This window comes from Syntrophales bacterium (genome assembly GCA_035363115.1).
In the GTDB taxonomy this organism is placed as follows: domain Bacteria; phylum Desulfobacterota; class Syntrophia; order Syntrophales; family PHBD01; genus PHBD01.
Genome location: DAOSEM010000003.1, coordinates 118,330 through 137,293 on the forward strand (window position 1 = coordinate 118,330; position 18,964 = coordinate 137,293).

The following is an 18,964-nucleotide window of genomic DNA, read 5'->3' on the forward strand; positions in this document are numbered from 1 at the left end:
CCTCAGGACCAGGCAAACGATGGCAGGACGCGGCCGATCCAGGACGAACCGGTATCGCAGACGGGCTGCCCGCCCCCGTTGACACATCCGCCGGGGCAATTCATGACCTCGACGAAATGATAGGGAGACCGGCCGGCCATGACATCCTCCAGGAGGGGCCGGATGTTCGCCCGGATGTCGTGCACGACGGCGACCTTCACGGTCACTTCCTTGCCGTATTTCCGGTCCCGGAGGGTAACGGCGGCGCTCTTGACTCCCTTCAGGCCGCGGACGGCCTGGAACTCGATCCTGGCGAGGGGGGTTCCCGTCAGGACGACCCAGGCCGTCCTGAGGGCTGCCTCCATGACTCCCCCCGTGTTGCCGAAGATGGTCCCGGCGCCGGTGTATTCCGCGAAGAGCGTGCCCCCTTCGACTTCATTTTCCGCGGCCAGGTTGATCTTCATTTTCTTCAGGAGCCGCGCCAGATCCCGGGTCGTCAGGACGGCGTCGATGTCCGGATAGGGTTTGGACGCTGCCGTGGCGCCCTTCTCCTTCATGAAATGCCAGGCCGACTGGAACTCCGGGCGCGAGGCTTCGAACTTCTTGGCCGTGCAGGGCATGATGCCGACGGTGTAGACGGACTCCGGGGCCACCTTGAAGACCTGCGCGGCCCCGTAGGTCTTCGCCACGGCGCCGGCCATCTGCTGGGGCGACTTCGCCGAGGACAGGTTGGGGATCATGGCGGGGTAGTTCGTTTCCACGAACCGCACCCAGGCCGGGCAGCAGGACGTGAACTGCGGCAGCGGGCCGATCTCGCCCCCGTGCTCAGCCTTTTCCCCGAAGAGGGCGTGGCGGGCCCTCTGGATGAACTCCGTCCCTTCCTCCATGATCGTCAGGTCCGCGGCGAAGTTGTTGTCCAGGATCACGAACCCGGCTTTTTTCATGGCGCTGTACATTTTGCCCGTCACGAGGCTGCCGACGGGCATGCCGAAGGGTTCGCCGATGGCCACGCGGACCGCCGGGGCGATGATTCCGACGACGGTCGTGCGCTTGTCCGCCAGTTTCGCCGCTACCTCGTCCACCGGGTCCACCGTTTCATACGGTGCCCCGAACGGGCAATTGACCAGGCACTGGCCGCAGCTGATGCAGAGATCCACTTCGACGCGGTGTGTTGCGCCGAACAGGCCGGTGATGGCTCCCGTGGGACAGAAGCGTTTGCAGGCATCGCATCCCTTGCATTCCCGGGCGTTGATGGCGATGACGCCGGGAATCTCCCCCTTCCGATAGGTTTTTGTCTCCTGGTTCAATGTCCCAAACCTCCCTGTGGTCGTCTCGAACGGATCGGACGGGTCCAAACCCGGCCTGCCCGCCTCCTGTACCCTTCAAACGGAATGAAACAGGTGGCCCGCGAGGCCTGCCGGTTGTTTGAACATCCGGTTCGTCCATGCAGTCATGAAAGAGATCAATATCACGCGTGCCACGAATGCTCGACTCGTGCCTTATGTCATGTTTTGCATAATGTCAAGCGTGATCTGCATCCGTCTGATTATCCTGCTCCTCTGTTCAGAGAATCTATATATGACGGGGTTTACGGGGCCATGGCATATGGATACACAGGAACTGAGCCATCTTGAGGAGACGACGAAAGTAGGATTGATCTGTTTGGTAAACCGGAAACGGGCATGATTTGGGGGAAGGGCTACCTTGTGGAAGAGCCGTTCCGCATGGTAGGGAGTATGCGTGAATTCAGGATGATACTCGGGAGGAGAGATCGGACATGAAGATCCATCGGGACGAATTGGGTTTCGCCACATCGGCTGACACCGACGTGATCGATATCACCCTGGAGACAGCCGGAGTCCTGGAGAAATCGGAGATCCGGGAAGGCCAGGTCCTCCTGTTCGTCCCGGGGTCCACCGCCGCCCTGACCACCATCGAGTATGAGCGGGGAGTCGTCCGGGACCTTGCGGAGGCCGTTGAACGGATCGCGCCGCGGGGCATCCCCTATCGCCACGACGCCCGCTGGGGCGACGGGAACGGCTATTCCCACGTCCGGGCCGCGCTGCTGGGGCCGTCCCTCACCGTTCCCGTTTCCGCTGGGCAGCTCATCCTGGGGACATGGCAGCAGATCGTCCTGATGGATTTCGACAACCGGCCGCGGCGGCGCAGGGTGGTCGTCCAGGTGTCCGGGGTGTGAAAAAGCGGGTCCGGGTGCGGATCTCGTGGAGAAATACGGGCTCCCGCCGACCAGGACTGGAAGGATGAAAAAGCGGGGAAGGCGGGCAGATCCCGTCTGACCCAAGCCGAAAGGAGAGACCTCATGCCTTTTTTCGAGATTTCGGAGCTGGCGATCAAACCGATGCTGCCCGGCTTCACGGCCCGGATGATCCATGCCGGTGCCATGACGATTTCCTACTGGGACGTCAAGGCCGGCTCGTCCCTGCCGGACCATTCCCATCCGCATGAGCAGATCACGACGATCCTGGAGGGCACCTTCACGATGACCGTCGGCGGCGAGACGAAGGTCCTCGAGGCGGGCCATGTTGCCGTGATCCCGCCGCACGTGCCGCATTCCGCCAAATCGCAGACGGACTGCCGGGTCATCGACGTCTTTTCCCCTGTCCGGGAAGACTACAAATAGGCGTCGAAAAACGATCGGCCCGCCGGGTTGGCCGGCGGGCCGCTTGTGAGATGAGATGTCGATCTGCCCTTCGACGGGCCGCCGTCAGCGCTTGCCCCGGGTGGAGAAACGCAGGGGCCGCGGTGAACGGTGATGGCCGGATGAACTGGAACCCGCCGGGCCGGCCGCGGCGCCGCCCTGCTGCTGCGAGCCCGCAGACCCCGTTGTCGCCGGGAGAGACCGGCGGATCGGTTCCTTGCCGGATCGGGCGAGGGGGCGGGGCGATGCCGGTCGCGGGCTCTGCTTCCTCTCTTTTGCCTGCCGGGCGTGGCCCTCCTCCATGGTTCCGCTGTAATCGAAATCGGGCAGGCGCCTCCGCTCGATCCGGGCGCCGAGGACTCTCTCGATTTCCCGCACCATCCCCTCATCCCCCTTCGAAGCAAAGGTGAAGGCCTCGCCGGTTCTGCTGGCGCGTCCCGTACGGCCGATGCGGTGCGTGTAGGCATCGACCGTGTCGGGCATGTCGTAATTGATGACATGGGAGATGTCCGAGACGTCGATGCCGCGGGCGGCGATGTCCGTTGCGACGAGGATGTCGAACGTCCCGTTCCGGAAGCCGTTGATGGCACTCTGGCGCCTGTTCTGTGTCATGTTTCCCTGGAGGGCCGAGACGCGGAACGAACTCTTCTCCAGGTGTGCCGCCAGGCTGCGGGCCCGGTGCTTCGTCCGGGTAAAGACCAGGACACGGCCCGTCGCCGTTTCCTTGAGCACGGTCGTGAGGAGCTTCGTCTTGAGGCCGTCCGCCGCCGGGTAGAGGGCATGGGAGACCGTCTCGACGGGCACGGTGGCACCGATCTGGATCGTGGCGGGGTTGGTCAGGATGCTGTCCGCCAGGGAGCGGATGTCCTTCGGCATGGTGGCGGAGAAGAACAGGGTCTGCCGCTTCGCCGGCAGTTTCTGGAGGATCCGGCGGATGTCCGGCAGGAAGCCCATGTCGCACATGCGGTCGGCCTCGTCCAGAACCAGTGTCTCGACCCGGGAAAGATCGATGTTTCCGTCTCCCATGTGGTCCAGCAGGCGGCCGGGGCAGGCGACGATGATCGCCGCGCCCCGCCTGATGGCCGCGACCTGTCCTCCCTTTCCCACGCCGCCGTAGACGGCGACGCTGCGAATGGGGGTATAGCGGCCCAGGTCCGCGATGGTCTGGTGGATCTGTTCGGCCAGTTCGCGGGTGGGGGCGAGGATCAGGGCGCGGATGCGCTTGGCAGGCCCCCTGGCCAGTCGCTGCAGGATGGGCAGCACAAAGGCCGCCGATTTTCCCGTGCCGGTCTGGGCAAGGCCCATCACGTCGCGTCCTTCAAGGACGACAGGGATGGCTTGTTCCTGGATGGGGGTGGGGGTTTTGTAGCCGGCCTTCCGAATGCCGGCAAAGATGTGGGGCTCGAGCTGAAACTCTTCAAAATGCACGAATGGTTCTCCTTGACTCCGTTGAGCCAAGGGGCACTCTCAGCTCGATGAAGCTCTGCAAATTCCTTTGCGTGGTTGATTTACGAACCGTATGGTTCGCATGGATTGCGGCGGCTTGTATCCCCGATCCGGCTTCAATGCAAGGATTATTATCGTTCCGGTCTCCCGGAGAGGCCTTCAGGCGGATGGAAAAGGCGGGATCCCGACTCGGAAAGCACGCTTGTGTCCGGGGCCGCCAACTTCCGCCGGTACGCGCCGATTCAGGCCGGCAGACGGTCGAGAATCCCGAACACCGCCTCGTTGATCCCGCAGAACCGATGTGTGCCAGGCGACAGAATCTCGGCTTCATTCTGGATCCAGGGGGCCGGGACGAGTTCATCCCGGCAGTTCTCCACGAGGAGCCGAACGCTCTCCAGTGTCGATTCCAGGTGGAACTGGAGCCCCAGGACGCGTCCGCCGTAAAGGAACGCCTGGTTCTCGCAGGCCTCGCTGCGGGCCAGGTGAGCGGCTCCCGGTGGAATGTCAAAGGTGTCGCCATGCCAGTGGAAAGCGACGAGCCGTTCCGGCAGAGATCCGAAGACGTCGGACCGCCGGGCCGGCTCCGTCCACTCGATGGGGTACCAGCCGATCTCCTTGTACGGGTTCCTGCGGACCCTGGCGCCGAGAACATCGGCGATGAGTTGTGCGCCGAGGCAGATGCCGATCATGGTCTTCCCCGCCGCGATGGCCTCGCCGATAAAGCGCTTCTCCCGGGCCAGCCAGGGATAATGATCCTCTTCGTAGATGTTCATGGGGCCGCCCATAACCACCAGCCGGTCGAAATCGTTCATCTGCGGGAGCCCGCCGTCCTCGAACAAGCGGGTCGCCGTGAGCTGATGGCCGCTGGACTCCGCCCAGGCCTGGATGACCGCAGGGCCTTCAAAGGGAACGTGCTGCAGATAATGAATTCTCATGGTATCCATGGCCCAGTCCGTTTCTTGAAAGCCCGTGGCATCAAGCCTTCCGCTCCTTGAGCCTCCGGGCAGTATGCACGGCTTTCTTCATGACCTGCTCCGTCGCCGACAGGGCCCAGGCATCGTCCATGACGGCCCGTTTCCTGTCGGAGAAAGTGCCGTCGTCGTTCAATTTGCCTGCCACGGCCCCGATCCCGCAGGCAACCCCCGCGTGGTGGACCGCCGGTGTCCACATTTCATGAAGAAGAAAGGCGTTGTGGAGGCTCTGGAGGGTGGACTCGACACCGAAGTTCCGGAGCCAGCCAACTGCGATGGCCACACCGACCTTGTCCCGAAGGGCCGTGTGGCCCTGGCGGCCGAAGGTAAAGCATCTCGTCCGGTCGACGAGACAGGCCATCCGGCCGGAGAGGCGGGTGAAATAGACAGGGGTCGCCAGGACGAGGACGTCGCATTCCCGGATCTTCTGCAGGATGTCCGAAGCGTCGTCCTCGATGCTGCAGAGCTTCTCCGGCGTCTGCTTGCGCATGCACCAGTTGCAGTGGTTGCAGTCGCCGATGGCGAGACCCGCCAGGGCGATCATTTCCGTTGCCACATCCGGCTCCGCCGCCGCGGCCTGGAGGGCGTACTCCGTCAGCGAGGCGGTATTCCCGTTCTTTATGGGACTGGAGTGAATGCCGAGAACCCTGATTGTTTCCATGAATGCCTGTTTCCCTCCTTGCCGGCCGCGATCGTCTCTTTGTCGGCCTTCCTGAACGGGACCGTCCGCTTCCGTGACGGTCGGCCGCGGTGGAACACGACCCCCATCCCGTCAATCGGTGTGTATGATTCCTTCGAGGTATGTCACGGCCCGGCCTGCGATCCGGACGCGGTCGCCCAGGTGGGCGCAGAAGAGCTCTCCGCCCCGGGGAGAGACCTGGATGGAATGCAGATCCTTCTTTCCCAGCCGCTCCGACCAGTAGGGAATCAGGGTGCAGTGGGAGGATCCTGTGACGGGATCTTCCGGCACGCCCACCCGGGGGGCGAAGAAGCGGGAGACAAAATCGGACTCTCTTCCCGGCGCTGTCGCGATGATTCCCGTACAGTCGAGCTTGACCAGTTCCTCCATCCGGGGCCGGAGTCCCCGGACCGTCTCCTCGCTGTCCAGGATCGCCATGTAGTCCCGGGAACGGAAGACCGCCAGGGGCGAAATGCCCAGGCCCGCCGTCAGCGCCTCCGGCAGGGGACAGGGATCCGCCGGCCGGGCGGGGAAGTCCATGGCCAGGAGGTCTCCCTGTTTTTCCACCGTGAGGATTCCGCTTCTGGTCTGGAACTCCGCGCGGCCCAGGGCGGGCTCGAGATAGCGGAAAATGACGTATGCCGAGGCAAGCGTTGCATGGCCGCACAGGTCGATTTCCGCGGCGGGGGTGAACCACCGCAGGCGGTACTCGCCGTCCCGGCCGCTGAAAAAAGCCGTCTCGGAGAGATTGTTTTCGGCGGCGATGGACTGGAGGACGGCGTCCGCGGGCCATTCATCCAGCGGGCAGACCGCCGCCGGATTGCCTGCGAAGAGGCGGTTGGTGAAGGCGTCGATCTGGTAGAGGGGGAGATGCATGTCTTTCCTCCTGTGTGGCGGCCTCGGAAATGGGTCGGATGCTTCGTTGCGTCGCGGTTCTCGTCAGTGCGGCGTACCCCAGGGTACGCCTCCCTCCTCGCTCCGTACGCGCCTCGCCTGCGCCCCATTTGCGAGGCCTTTGAAGGTACGGAGGGCGGCCTCGGAAATGGGTCGGATGCTTCGTTGCGTCGCGGTTCTCGTCAGTGCGGCGTACCCCAGGGTACGCTTCCCTCCTCGCTCCGTCCGCGCCTCGCCTGCATACTTTTATGAGGCCGTTATTATGGTACGGAGGGCGGCCTCGGAAACGGGCCGGATGCTTCCTTTCGGCCCGGCGAGACACCGGATGGGAATGATCCGGTTTGAAACGGGACGTTACAATGCCGCGGCCCCGTCGTCAAGCCGCTGGAACGGCCTGTCCGTTTTTCTTCTTGCTTCCCGGTACGGGACGGCATTTCGATAAAAGTGTGTTTGTACCCTGACGAAAAGGTAGGTGTGATAGGACAAACACCGATATGGCTTTCGGACGCATACCGAACGCAAAAAAGGCCTGAACCCGATTGGACCCCTTGTGCTCATCGCGTAGGGTGCCTCTCGGATCGAGACAGCGGAAGTCTAACGCATCCACAGAAGTTACCTTCCTCTCAGCGACCCCGGGTTGTGCAAGCCCGGGGTCGCCACTCCTTTCTCAGAACTCCCGAACGTTTATGGAAGATCCATATTCAGGTTTTCGCGATTTCCCGCCCGCCCGTTGCCTGTACCCCAAAAATGAGGTATGACGGCCGTAAGAGAGCTTTTGCGCAAGCCTCATCATCAGGGAGCGAAGCTGTGAATTCCTTGCCCCCCCTGCCCGAACGTTCCTATCCGGAAATCAGCCGGAACCGCCGGAAGATTCTCCGGGATGCCTATGCCTGTTACCCTGAATTTGCTTATTGCGATCCGGAGGTTTTCGACTGGCATACGGAAGCGGGGAGGGCGAATCTCTTTGATCTGTATTACTTGAACGATTCCGGGCTGATACAATGCACCGGCTCCACAACAACGGGACACCGCCGGCCCGATTTCTTCATGCTGACCCCGGCCGGGGCGGACCTGCTGGAGATTCCCGGGCGGCTGGACGAGCGATTTCCGGCCGATGGAGCCTGAAGAAGGAGTCCGGAATGGAGACCGACGATCATGACGAAACATGCCGTCCCCGAGCCGCCTGTATCCGAGGAGAGCCTGAAACGTTTTTTCAGGAGGGATGTTTTCTGCAACTTCGTGGGGATTGATCTCATCGAAGTCTTCGACGGCCGGGCCAAGGCCGTTCTTTCGATCCGCGACGAACACCTCAACGGCATCGGCATCGTTCACGGCGGCGTGATCTATACGCTGGCCGACCTGGCCTTTGCCGCCGCTGCCAACTCCAGGGGGCGTGTCGCCGTGGCAGTCAATGCGTCCGTGACGTTTCTCAAATCACCCAGGGGGCGGTGCCTGACCGCCGAGGCCTGGGAAATCTCCTCGAGCCGGACCCTCGCTTCCTACACGGTCCATGTCACCGATGACACGGGAGAGCTCCTGGCGGTGGTCCAGGGTCTCGCCCATCGCCGTCCGGAGAAGGTCACCGAGGTCCTGGACCGCTTCTGAGAGGGGCCATTGCCGCACCCGGGATTCCCGTCGGGGAGAGCCTTTCCGGCGGGTGGGGAATCCCGCAGGCCGGGACGGCCCCACCGGCGCATCCATCCTTTCTCCCTGATTCCCGATCCCATGAACGTGGTTGTACGGGATCGTCCGGTTGACATCGGACGAAAGCGCCCTACCTTTTTTTTCACGGCTGATGCCGGGAAGGGAGATGGCAGGTCATGAACGTACGCCTGGCGATGAGCGTCGCCGTGATTCTAACGGTTCTCCTGTCCGGTTGCGGACAGGCTGGAAATTCAAAGGAGGTGGGAGGGGCCATGTCCGGTTCGAAAGACGGCGTCCGCCTGGCGACCTTTGCCGGTGGATGCTTCTGGTGCGTGGAAGCGGATTTTGAAAAGATCCCCGGTGTCATTGCGGTCGTCTCCGGCTACACGGGGGGACGGACGGATAATCCGCGTTATGAGGACGTATCCGCAGGGAAAACGGGCCACCTGGAGGCTGTGCAGATCCGTTTCGATCCGGCGAAAGTCTCCTATACGAAGCTTCTGGACGTGTTCTGGCGGCACATCGATCCCACCGACGCCGGCGGTCAGTTCGTCGATCGGGGAAGCCAGTACCGGAGCGCCGTTTTTTACCACGACGAGGAGCAGCGGATGCAGGCGGAGGAGTCAAAGGCGGCCCTGGAGAAGTCGGGTCGCTTCTCGCGGCCGCTCATGACGGAGATCCTCCCCGCCGGCCGTTTCTGGGAGGCGGAAGAATATCATCAGGATTACCATCGGAAAAGTCCGCTCCGATACCGGCTTTACCGGAGCGGATCGGGACGGGATTCATTTCTGGAGCGATCCTGGCGGGATGAGGAGAAGAAACCCCAATGCCCGATCACGCCGGGAGCGGGGAGCGGCGCTCCGTCGAAACCTGACGCCGCAGCGCTCAGAGCACGCCTGACCCCTCTCCAGTACGACGTGACGCAGCACGAAGGCACAGAGCCGCCGTTCCGCAACGAATACTGGGACAACAAGAGGGAGGGAATCTACGTCGACATCGTTTCCGGGGAGCCCCTCTTCAGCTCCCTTGACAAGTTCGATTCGGGAACGGGCTGGCCCAGCTTCACGAAGCCCCTGGAAAAGGACAACATCGTGGAGAAGCAGGACCGGAGACTTCTCATGACCCGGACCGAGGTCCGGAGCCGGCGCGGGGATTCCCACCTGGGGCACGTCTTCCCGGACGGCCCGCGCCCGACGGGGCTGAGATACTGCATGAACTCCGCCGCTCTCCGCTTCATCCCGAAAGAGGACCTGGAGCGGGAGGGATACGGCGCGTATCTGCGCCTGTTCAACCGCGACCGCTGATTTCCGGCTCCGGAGCGACTTCCCGGAAGGTCTCCAGGTACCGCCGGGTCAGGTTTCGGTATTCGTCGACGCCCATGACGATGAAGGCCGCCAGGTCCGCCGGCACCTCCTTGACGATCCGGGCGGGGCTTCCCGCGGCCATCATCCTGGCGGGGATTGTCATTCCCTGCGGAACCAGCGACCCGGCGGCCACCAGCGAGAATTCCTCGCATACCGCTCGCTGCAGGAGGATGGCTCCCATCCCGATGGTGCATCCCTCGTGCAGCTTGACGTCGTGGAGGATCGCGCCATGGCCGACGATGACCCGGTCGTGGATCCTGACTTCATCGCCGGGGGTCACGTGCAGGACGGCGTTGTCCTGGACGCTGGAACCGCTGCCGACTGTAATCGGTCCAAAATCTGCCCGGATGACCGCGCCGGGGCCAATGAAGCACTCCCTGCCGACGGTCACATTCCCGATCAGGACGGCCCGGGGATGAACAAAGGTTTCTTCTCCAATCCGGGGTCTTTCCCCGGCGAACTCGTATAACGGCATGTTGCTTCCTTTCCCTGTCTTCATGTCCTTGCGGAAAACCGGTGGAGAAAAGGCCCTCCTGTCCCGGCACGCTCCCGCCTGGCGGGTTGTGGTCCACCCCCGGTCGGGGCCCGGTCGGGGGCGGACAGGATACCGGTGAAGGGGGACTTTGAAAAGAGATTTTCCGGGGGCTTGCGGAAGACATGCCGGCAGGAATCCTCTCGTGCGGTTTATGACGGCATGTCAAAAATGTGTCATAGGAGGCCTCCCCCTGCCCTGAACGGCAGGAACACGGTGTTCGCAATTCCCCGGAAGACCCTCGGTGGGTTCATGAATAATCTTTGATTATCAGTGCGTTGCGCCGTGTCGGCGCTTTTTTTTCAAGTTTTGGCCGCTTCGGCACGAAAATAGAATAGATATCCATGTGTTTCCCCGTGAGAAGGGTTCCCGTCGATCCGGGGGGAATTCCCCGCGGAGGTGTTTGATTTGACGGGCCTCTGCATGGGAATGCACTGGCCTCAGGAACGGGTGCTGTGGAGGCCTGTGACGGAATGCCGCGTCCGGACAGGTGCGTGCTCCATATCCCCGAGGAAAGCATCCGCTGCCCCGAAGTCTTGACAAACAGTGGAGAAGTCTTTGTGAATCAATCGGATTTACCGGTCGAGAAGACCCTTCTGGTCGTGGATGACGAGGAGTCGCTGCGGGAGTTCTTTCGCGACATCCTCACGGACGAAGGCTACCGGGTCCTTACGGCCGAAGGAGCCGTCGACGCCCTTGAGATCCTGTCCCATGAAGAGGTGGGACTCCTGCTCCTGGATCTGAATCTCTTCGGGATGAACGGCATTGAACTGTGCCGCAAGATCCGGCGGGAGAAGCCGCTCTGCATTCTTTACGCCATGACGGGCTGGACAGGACTCTTCGAAGTGGAGGAATGCCGGGAGGCAGGATTCGACGACTTCTTCGCGAAACCCCTGCCCGTTGACTTTCTGTTCCGGGTTGTGGAAGATGCGTTCGAAAAACTGGGCCGCTGGCGAAAAGGACATGCCCGGGAGATCTGACGGATACAATGTGCGCCGGGTTTCCCGCTGTCTCTCTGCAGCTTTGGGAATTGCGGGATTCAAAACGGCCGATACGGATGGCCGGGCCGGAATGAGAGACGGAGCGGGAACCGAATGGGCATGATGAAGCGGACTGGAAGGCGGGTTGAATGAGCGCGGAAGACAGCAGGGACATCCTGGAATCCGTTCTGAACGCCATTCCTCATGCCGTTCTGGTGCTGACAAATCGACGGATCGTGTTCGCGAATCCGGCGGTGGCCGGCGTCTTCGGATGGAGTCCCGATGAAGTCGTCGGCAGGGATACACATTTTCTTTACCGGAGCACGGAAGATTACGAAGAGGTGGGCCGGCGGTTTTATTCGGCCCTCGAGCACGAACGGACCCATTCCGAGCCCTTTCCCTGCCGGCGCAAGGATGGGAAGGACATCGAATGCATGATCAGCACGTCCCGGACCGGGGCATCGCTCCGGGACAGAATGATCGTGGCCACCTACGAGGACATCACCGAACGCAGGGTGCTGGAGGAGGCGGTTCGTCAGACCTGCCGGGCCCTGGAAATGAGGGTCCAGGACCAGTCCCTGGAGCTCTCGGGAGTCCTTGAAACCCTGAGCGCCACCATCGGCGAGCGAATCAAGGTGGAGGATTCCCTCCGGGAGTCGCAGCAGCGGATGAGCGACATCATCTCCTTTCTTCCCGACCCCACGCTCGTCATCGACCGCGAGGGGAAGGTGATCGTCTGGAATCGGGCGATCGAGGAGATGACCGGCGTCCGGCAGGAAGACATGATCGGCCGGGGAGACTATGAATACGCCCTGCCTTTCTACAACGAGCGGAGACCCATTCTCATCGACCTGGTGTTTGCACCCCACGAGGAGATCGAACAGAAGTATTCCTTCATCCAGAAAGAGAAGAACCTCCTCATCGCGGAGACGGATGCGCCCTGCATCAAAGGCCGGAAGCGGACCCTGTGGGGGAAAGCCAGCGTTATTTACAACAGCCGCGGTGAAGCGGTGGGAGCCATCGAGTCCATCCGGGATATTACGGAGCGCAAGCAGATCGAGAACGCCTACCGGAGCAGTGAGGATCGTTTCCGCAAGCTGACGGAAGCCACGACCGCCGCGATCTTCATTTACCAGGACGATCGCTACCGCTACGTCAATGCGGGGATGGAGGCCATCACGGGATTCGGTTCCCGGGAGCTTCTGAGCATGCCCTTCTGGCATATCGCGCATCCCGATTTCCGGGATATGCTCCGGAAGCATGGGTTTTCGAGTCCTCATGGCCAGGAAGCCCCGTCGCACTATGAGTTCAAGATCCGGACGAAAGCGGGAGCCGACCGGTGGGTGGATTGTTTCGCCGTGGCCGTGGAATGGGAAGGGAAACCCGCCGGCCTTGGGACGTTCTACGATGTGACGTCCCGGAAGCTGATGGAGGAATCCCTCAAGGAATCGGAACAGGGACTCCGGAGGATTCTTGACGGAATCCCCATCGCCGTCGTTGTTTCCCGCCTTTCCGATGACGGGATCCTCTACTTCAACCCCCGGGCGGCCAAGATCTTCGGACTCTCCGAAGAGACGGTGAGGGGGAAAACGGTCCACGAATTTTACGAGAATCCGGCCGAGAGGGACGCTCTCCGGGAAGAGCTTCGCCGATCCAAGAGCATCGCGAATGTGGAGAGGATCTTCCGGGGCGCCGGCGGCGAGACCTTTGCCGCCCTGCTGTCGGCGGTTCCGATTCCCTATGCGGGGGAAGAGGCCGCCCTGGTAAGCTTTATCGATATTACCGAACGGAAGAAGATGGAGGCCCGGCTCGCCCAGGCGGCGAAGATGGAGGCCGTCGGCACGCTGGCCGGAGGAGTTGCGCACGACTTCAACAACCTGCTCATGGGAATTCAGGGGCTGGTCTCCCTGATGCTCATGGAACTGGCTCCGGAGCATCCGCATGTGAAAAAACTGCAGAAAATCCAGGAGCAGGTATCCACCGGTGCCGGTCTGACGAACCAGATCCTCGGATTTGCACGGGCCGGGCAGTATGAAATGAAGCCGACGAACCTGAACGACCTCATCCGCAAGACCGCCGAGCTGTTCGGCCGGACGCGCAAGGATGTCGTGGTCCATGAGCGGCTGGAGCCCGCGCTGTGGAGCGCCATGGTGGACCGTGCGCAGGTGGAGCAGGTTCTCCTCAACCTGTACGTGAATGCCGGCCAGGCCATGCCGGGGGGAGGGAACCTCTTCCTCGAATCGGACAACCGTCTCATCCGCGACTCCGACGTCATGGAGGTTCCCATGATCCCCGGCCGCTACGTCCGGCTCTCCGTCACCGACACCGGGATGGGCATGGACGAAAAAACCCGCAAAAGGATCTTCGAGCCGTTTTTCACGACGAAGTTCATGGGAAAAGGGGCCGGCCTCGGCCTCGCCGCCGTCTACGGCGTGGTCAAGGCGCACCAGGGATATATCTTCGTCACCAGCAGCCTCAATGCCGGGGCGCGCTTCGACATCTACCTCCCGGCCAGGCTGGTTTCGGCGGTCGAAGAGCAGCCCGTGGAGGAGGGTGTCGTTCCGGGAAAGGAGACCATCCTGATCGTGGATGACGAAGAGATTGTCATGGATGTGACCCGCGAACTGGTCGAGCTCATGGGGTATCGTGTATTGACGGCCGCGAGCGGACGGGAGGGGGTCGATCTCTACCGCGGGATGGGAAAGGAGATCGGACTGGTCATTCTCGACATGATCATGCCGGGCATGGGCGGAAGCGAAGTCTTCGACCGGATCCGGGAGATGAATCCGGAGGCGCGGATTCTCCTGTCCACCGGATTCAGCCTCGGCGATCAGGCCCAGGAAATCATGGACAAGGGCTGCAACGGTTTCATCCAGAAGCCCTTCCAGCCGGGGGAACTGTCCCTGAAAATCAGGCAGATCCTCGACTCGTGAAGGAACTCCAGAAAACAGAGGCATAACGATGGATGTGAGGATCATCAACCCCTTCCTGAACGCAACCCGCGAGGTTCTCTCGACCATGGCGTCCACGAACGCCGTCGTGGGGAAGCCGTTTCTGAAGAAGGACGATACGGCATACGGGGACGTCTCCGGAATCATCGGCATCACCGGCGATGCCCTCGGCTCCATGGCAATCAGCTTCACCGAGTCCTGCATCTGCCGCATTGCCGGCCAGATGCTCGGCGAAACGATCTCCGAGGTGAGCGACGACGTGCTCGACGCCGTGGGGGAGCTCACGAACATGATATCCGGCGCTGCCCGCCGCGGCATTGAAAAGGACGGGCTGTCGGTGTATGCCGCCATTCCCTCGGTCATTCACGGGAAAAATCACCAGCTCAACCATATCCTCAAGACCCCCAGCATCGTGATCCCCTTTTCCACGGAACAGGGGAACTTTGTCCTGGACGTCTGCATCCGCCGCTCCGAAGAGTCGGAGAAGAAGGAGGAAGGCTACCAGGTGATGAACGTCCGCACGCAGGTCCAAAAACAGGCCGCGGCCCCTGTCGGAGCCGAAGGGCCGGGGACATCCCCGGTCGTTCCCCCGCCGGCGCCTTCGCAGCCGCCCCGGCCGGCCCCTGCGGCGGAGGGTGCCCCGGACGCCCCGCCGGCGAAAAGTGTTGCCTCGATGACCGAAGCGGAGCGGATCGATCACATGAAGAAAGCGCTCTCCGAAATGGTCAAGGCCCGGAACCACATCTTCCAGGAGCTTCGGGACAAACCGTTCATGGCGGTGGAACAGCGGAAGGCCTACAAGAAAAAGCTGCCCTTCCTGGACGAGAAGATCAAGCGCCTCAAGCTGGACATGCAGGCCCTGGAGATGCTGACCAAGCTGTCCCAGGACGATTTGGACAATCCGACAATCACCCGTCATTACCAGCACTACGGCCCCAAGGACAAATCGTAGCAAGTTGCGCTCCTGCGGACCGTGTTGTCCCGGGTGCGCGCACCGTCCGCTCTCCTCCCGGCGCAGATCGAAAACCCGGGAGGCTCCGGTTCGGCTCCGGTCTTTGTACAGGCCGAAGGGATCGGGAGAGGCCCTGGGGCCTCCCCCGGATCAGCCCGTCTTTTTAGAAATCCTTGAATTCCCCTTCTTCTTCCAGGGGGATGACCTGGCTTGGTTTTACGGGCAGTGCCGCCATGCCTTTTCCCTTTGCCGATGCCTGTCCCGCCATGATCTTGCGCTCCGGCAGCTGCACCCTCGTTCGTTGTCCCGGGACGGCGCGCGTGGCGGCGGGATGATTCCCATTGCTGCTTCCGCCGATCACGAGCATGAGCTCCTGCACGACCTCTCTCATGGACATCGCCTGGGCGTTCATCTCTTCGGAGGCGGAGGCCGATTCCTCGGCGTTCCCCGCGGTCTGCTGGGTGACCTTGTCCATCTCCGTGACGGCCTTGTTGATCTGATCGATGCCCTGGGCCTGCTCGCTGGAGGCGGCGGCGATCTCCCCGACCAGCTCCCCGACCTTGGCGGAGTTTACGGCAACCTCGCTGAAGGCCTCGCTTGTTTTCCCCACCAGATCGGACCCTTCCCGGATCTTCTTGACGGTGCCCTCGATCAGGCCCGAAGTGTTCTTCGCGGCCTCGGCGGCCCGCATGGCCAGGTTCCGGACCTCTTCCGCCACGACGGCAAATCCCGCCCCGGCCTCCCCGGCCCGCGCCGCCTCCACGGCCGCGTTCAGGGCCAGGAGGTTGGTCTGGAAGGCGATCTCGTCGATGGTCCGGATGATCTTGGAGGTCTCCTCGCTTGCGGCGGTGATCTCCCGCATGGAGCCGGTCAGGTGTTCCATGGAGTCGTTGGCCCTGCTCACGACGGTGTTGGCCTGCTTCATGAGGGCGTCCGCCTGGGAAGCGTTGCCGGCGTTCTGCTTCGTCATGGAGGACATCTCTTCCAGGGAGGAGGAGGTCTCTTCGAGGGATGCCGCCTGCTCGGAGGCTCCTTCCGCCAGGGACTGGCTGGACGAGGCGACCTCGCCGGAAGCCGCGGAGATCTCTTCGGAGCTGGCCATCAGTTTTCTTACGGCCTTCTGGACGGGAACGGCGATCGATCCGGCGGCGAAATAGGCCAGGATGGCCGCGAGCACCACAAAAATGATGACGCCGATGAAAATGATGTTTCTCGTCGTATAGGCTGACTGCAGCATCTCTTCGACGGGAACGGCCGACACGACGCTCCAGCCGTTGATCTTGACCGGGGCGAATCCCGCATACTTACGGATACCCTGATATGTGTACTCCTGAACGCCCGTCTCTCCCGAAGCGGTCCTCTTCATCACCTCTTCCATGCCCGGCTGCTTGGCCAGGTTCAACTGGAGGATCTGTTTCTTGTCGGGATAAATAATGACCAGGCCTTCCCTGTTGATCATGTAGGAATAGCCTGTTTTCCCCAGCTTGATCTCGTTGATCTTGGCCATCAGAAAGGTTGTCTTCATGATTCCGGCCATGATCCCGAGCACCTTGCCGCTTTCATCCTTTACAGGATAGGCGACCGTGCAGACCGGCTCCTTGCTGTTTTTCGAGATCACAACGGAATTCAAGCTTGCTTTGCCCTGGATCGCTTCCTTGAAGTAGTCCCTGTCGTTGATCTTGATGCCCCGGATGGCGCCGTTCAGACTGTCCGCAAACGTCGTACCGTCCGCCCCGACGGCGATCAAAACCTCATAGCGTTCCTGCACGATGGGATGCAGCTTGGTCATCTCCTTCAGCAGGGCGTCGGCCTTCGGTCCTGCGCCCCCGGAATTGGCTTCCTTCATGGCCTGGATCACCGAATCACGATGCGCGAGCATGGCGATGGAGGCCATCTCCGATGTCAGGACCGCGTCCACCATGTCCGCAGTGCTCTTTGAGACCGCCGTGATCTGCTGTCCGGTTTCCTGCCGGATGGTCGAGATGGTGTTGAAGACGGCAATGGACCCGAGGATGACGACCGGAACGAGCGCCATCAGGCAGCCGCCGATCATGAGTTTCGACCGCAATCCACCTTTCCTGAATGAAAATTTTTTCAACATCTTCCTCTCCTTTCTGCTTGAAGTTGATCAGGTTAAACGGTTCGAAACGGATTCGCGCAGCGGAAAGAGCGCGTTTCCGACAACCGGGACCGGCGTGTCGTGCGGACGGCCCCGTTCCGCAAGGGCATTTTTCCCGGATACCAGGGCCGACAGGGCGGCCATGAGTTCCTTGATCGTCTCCGCCTGGGCGTTCAGTTCCCCGCTGACGGCCGCGGACTCTCCGGCATGCGTTGCCGCCCGCTGCGTGACTTTCTCGATCTCGGAGACGGCCTTGTTGATCTGCTGGATGCCCGAGGCCTGCTCTTCCGAGGCGGCGGCAATTTCGTCGATGACCGTTCCGATCTTGAATGCCACCTGCATGTTTTCTTCGAAGGCCTCGCGCGTCTGGTTCATGATCTCGCCGCTTCTCTTGACGACGCCGATGGTGTTGTCGATCAGGCCGGTCGTGTTGCGGGCCGCTTCCGCCGCACGCGTGGCCAGGTTGCGGACCTCGCCGGCCACGACGGCAAAGCCCGCCCCCGCTTCTCCCACCCGGGCCGCCTCAACGGCTGCATTGAGGGCCAGGAGATTCGTCTGGAATGCGATTTCGTCGATGGTTTTGATGATTTTCCCGGTCTCCTCGCTGGACCGGGTGACTTCCCCGATGGCCTCCGCCATGCCCTCCATGTGCCGGCTGACCCGCTCCACGATGACCCGGGCCTCCGACATGTGTGCTTTCGCCAGGCCGGCGTTGTCGGCATTCTTCCGCGTCATGGAGGACATTTCCTCGACGGAGGCGGACGTCTCTTCGACGGAGGCGGCCTGCTCCCCGGCTCCCTCGGCCATGGACCGGCTTGCCGAAGCCACCTGGCCGGACGCGGAGGCGACCCGGTCGGCGCCTTCCGACAGCCCCCGGGCGATGCGCTGGATCGGTCCGGTGATGGAGCGAACCACGAGGAATCCCAGGACGAAGACGATCAGCAGGCTGACAGCGCCGAAGATCGCCACCTTCACGACAATGTCGTAGACCACCTGGTTGTAGCGTGTATCCGGGACGCCGACGTAGAACATGCCCACGACGTCGCCGCTGCCGTTCCGGATCGGTTCGTAGGCCGTCTGGTACCAGGTGCCGACGACGTTGGCCTTGCCCGTGTAGGGCTGGCCTTTCCGGAGGACCGTCTCGACGACGTTGGCTGCCGCTTTCGTTCCCACGGCCCGCGCTCCGGATGCATTTTTGACGGTTGTGGCGATCCGCGTGTCTCCCTGGAAGACGGTCACGGCGTCGTTCGTCATCTCTGCGATCCGGTCGATGGCGGTGAAGTTGTCGTTCATCTGCAGGTCTCCCTTGAAGAGCCTGCCCTCCCGGACGGACCAGTCTCCCGGATGCCGGTCGTTGAACATGGCGTATCCCAAGGCCATGTCCGATTTCAGTTTCTCCTGGGCGGTCAGGATGATTTTTTCGCGAACCGTCATGACGGTAAACAGGATTGCACCGGTGAAGAAAACGGCGAATAGAACGAGTAGAATCAATGTCTTGGTCTGCAAGCGCAGGGTTGAGAACATGGTTGTCTCCTTATCGATCGGACGGAAATACCCGAGCGATCATCGGGTTCGCGCCTTCCGTAGGGTCTGCGGACCGCCGCCTTCAACAGGTCCGGCGGGTCAGCCGTTCACGTCAGGTCTGCTGTTCCGTTGTCTGGTCTACTGCGCGAGTTTCGGGTGGGGAAAGGGTGCGGGATGGATGTACTGCCGAGATCACCAGGTTGTGATGTACCTGAGCATGTATCAGGATATTGATGAAATAGTGGGCCTGCACGCCTGCCAGCATTCCGA

General features: G+C 61.9%; 16 protein-coding genes. 8 read left to right on the forward strand and 8 right to left on the reverse strand.

The annotated features are described in order from the left end of the window. Positions 1-2: 2 nt before the first annotated feature. Positions 3-1,286: a [FeFe] hydrogenase, group A gene (locus PLO63_08380; GenBank protein ID HOI74147.1), complete on the reverse strand. Its 1,284-nt coding sequence runs from the start codon at positions 1,284-1,286 to the stop codon at positions 3-5. Between the two features lie 470 nt (positions 1,287-1,756). Here PLO63_08380 and PLO63_08385 point away from each other — a divergent pair, with 470 nt between their 5' ends. Both PLO63_08385 and PLO63_08390 read left to right on the forward strand, forming a co-directional pair. Then, positions 1,757-2,176 (forward strand): secondary thiamine-phosphate synthase enzyme YjbQ, encoded by a 420-nt coding sequence (locus PLO63_08385; GenBank protein ID HOI74148.1) that lies wholly within the window; start codon positions 1,757-1,759, stop codon positions 2,174-2,176. A gap of 123 nt (positions 2,177-2,299) precedes the next feature. Then, positions 2,300-2,620, forward strand: a complete 321-nt coding sequence (locus tag PLO63_08390) for a cupin domain-containing protein (GenBank protein HOI74149.1) — start codon at positions 2,300-2,302, stop codon at positions 2,618-2,620. 84 nt (positions 2,621-2,704) lie between these two features. Here the strand turns inward: PLO63_08390 and PLO63_08395 are convergent, their stop codons facing one another. From PLO63_08395 to PLO63_08410, 4 genes are all read right to left on the reverse strand, one after another. Continuing rightward, a complete protein-coding gene (locus tag PLO63_08395; GenBank protein ID HOI74150.1) occupies positions 2,705-4,066 on the reverse strand; it encodes a DEAD/DEAH box helicase in 1,362 nt (453 codons plus the stop codon). A gap of 260 nt (positions 4,067-4,326) precedes the next feature. Continuing rightward, positions 4,327-5,028: a type 1 glutamine amidotransferase gene (locus tag PLO63_08400; GenBank protein ID HOI74151.1), complete on the reverse strand. Its 702-nt coding sequence runs from the start codon at positions 5,026-5,028 to the stop codon at positions 4,327-4,329. Positions 5,029-5,059: 31 nt separating this feature from the next. Continuing rightward, the gene (locus PLO63_08405; protein HOI74152.1) at positions 5,060-5,716 is read right to left on the reverse strand and encodes a flavodoxin family protein; all 657 of its coding nucleotides are present in this window, start codon (positions 5,714-5,716) and stop codon (positions 5,060-5,062) included. A 111-nt stretch (positions 5,717-5,827) separates the two neighbouring features. Further along, positions 5,828-6,610 carry a PhzF family phenazine biosynthesis protein gene (locus PLO63_08410; protein ID HOI74153.1) on the reverse strand — a complete coding sequence of 261 codons (783 nt, stop codon included), beginning with the start codon at positions 6,608-6,610 and terminating at the stop codon, positions 5,828-5,830. A gap of 825 nt (positions 6,611-7,435) precedes the next feature. On the opposite strand from PLO63_08410, the gene PLO63_08415 reads away from it, so the two are divergent. The 3 genes from PLO63_08415 (at position 7,436) to msrB (ending at position 9,576) form a co-directional block, all read left to right on the forward strand. Continuing rightward, positions 7,436-7,753 (forward strand): hypothetical protein, encoded by a 318-nt coding sequence (locus PLO63_08415; protein HOI74154.1) that lies wholly within the window; start codon positions 7,436-7,438, stop codon positions 7,751-7,753. 30 nt (positions 7,754-7,783) lie between these two features. Then, positions 7,784-8,233: a PaaI family thioesterase gene (locus tag PLO63_08420; GenBank protein ID HOI74155.1), complete on the forward strand. Its 450-nt coding sequence runs from the start codon at positions 7,784-7,786 to the stop codon at positions 8,231-8,233. Between the two features lie 311 nt (positions 8,234-8,544). Next, positions 8,545-9,576, forward strand: coding sequence for a peptide-methionine (R)-S-oxide reductase MsrB (msrB, locus tag PLO63_08425; protein HOI74156.1), 1,032 nt, complete (start codon positions 8,545-8,547; stop codon positions 9,574-9,576). Here msrB and PLO63_08430 read toward each other — a convergent pair. Further along, the gene (locus tag PLO63_08430) at positions 9,560-10,111 is read right to left on the reverse strand and encodes a gamma carbonic anhydrase family protein (GenBank protein HOI74157.1); all 552 of its coding nucleotides are present in this window, start codon (positions 10,109-10,111) and stop codon (positions 9,560-9,562) included. The two genes, msrB and PLO63_08430, sit on opposite strands and share 17 nt — an antisense overlap. A gap of 617 nt (positions 10,112-10,728) precedes the next feature. On the opposite strand from PLO63_08430, the gene PLO63_08435 reads away from it, so the two are divergent. The 3 genes from PLO63_08435 to PLO63_08445 all read left to right on the forward strand — a co-directional run bounded on the left by PLO63_08435 (position 10,729) and on the right by PLO63_08445 (position 15,051). Beyond that, a complete protein-coding gene (locus PLO63_08435; protein ID HOI74158.1) occupies positions 10,729-11,148 on the forward strand; it encodes a response regulator in 420 nt (139 codons plus the stop codon). 149 nt (positions 11,149-11,297) lie between these two features. Then, on the forward strand, positions 11,298-14,081 hold the full coding sequence (locus PLO63_08440) for a PAS domain S-box protein (GenBank protein HOI74159.1): 2,784 nt from the start codon (positions 11,298-11,300) through the stop codon (positions 14,079-14,081). A gap of 28 nt (positions 14,082-14,109) precedes the next feature. Further along, on the forward strand, positions 14,110-15,051 hold the full coding sequence (locus PLO63_08445; GenBank protein HOI74160.1) for a chemotaxis protein CheX: 942 nt from the start codon (positions 14,110-14,112) through the stop codon (positions 15,049-15,051). 163 nt (positions 15,052-15,214) lie between these two features. Here PLO63_08445 and PLO63_08450 read toward each other — a convergent pair whose 3' ends face one another. Next, entirely contained in the window at positions 15,215-17,152 is a 1,938-nt protein-coding gene (locus tag PLO63_08450; protein HOI74161.1) for a methyl-accepting chemotaxis protein, read from the reverse strand. A gap of 27 nt (positions 17,153-17,179) precedes the next feature. After that, a complete protein-coding gene (locus PLO63_08455) occupies positions 17,180-18,694 on the reverse strand; it encodes a methyl-accepting chemotaxis protein (GenBank protein ID HOI74162.1) in 1,515 nt (504 codons plus the stop codon). Positions 18,695-18,964 lie beyond the last annotated feature (270 nt).

Coding starts and splice junctions, on each gene's coding strand:
- PLO63_08410 (HOI74153.1), bottom strand. CDS start 6,610: ATGCATCTCCCCCTCTACCAGATCGACGCCTTCACCAACCGCCTCTTC.
- msrB (HOI74156.1), top strand. CDS start 8,545: ATGTCCGGTTCGAAAGACGGCGTCCGCCTGGCGACCTTTGCCGGTGGA.
- PLO63_08440 (HOI74159.1), top strand. CDS start 11,298: ATGAGCGCGGAAGACAGCAGGGACATCCTGGAATCCGTTCTGAACGCC.
- PLO63_08455 (HOI74162.1), bottom strand. CDS start 18,694: ATGTTCTCAACCCTGCGCTTGCAGACCAAGACATTGATTCTACTCGTT.
- PLO63_08405 (HOI74152.1), bottom strand. CDS start 5,716: ATGGAAACAATCAGGGTTCTCGGCATTCACTCCAGTCCCATAAAGAAC.
- PLO63_08385 (HOI74148.1), top strand. CDS start 1,757: ATGAAGATCCATCGGGACGAATTGGGTTTCGCCACATCGGCTGACACC.
- PLO63_08430 (HOI74157.1), bottom strand. CDS start 10,111: ATGCCGTTATACGAGTTCGCCGGGGAAAGACCCCGGATTGGAGAAGAA.
- PLO63_08420 (HOI74155.1), top strand. CDS start 7,784: ATGACGAAACATGCCGTCCCCGAGCCGCCTGTATCCGAGGAGAGCCTG.
- PLO63_08450 (HOI74161.1), bottom strand. CDS start 17,152: ATGTTGAAAAAATTTTCATTCAGGAAAGGTGGATTGCGGTCGAAACTC.
- PLO63_08445 (HOI74160.1), top strand. CDS start 14,110: ATGGATGTGAGGATCATCAACCCCTTCCTGAACGCAACCCGCGAGGTT.
- PLO63_08400 (HOI74151.1), bottom strand. CDS start 5,028: ATGGATACCATGAGAATTCATTATCTGCAGCACGTTCCCTTTGAAGGC.
- PLO63_08390 (HOI74149.1), top strand. CDS start 2,300: ATGCCTTTTTTCGAGATTTCGGAGCTGGCGATCAAACCGATGCTGCCC.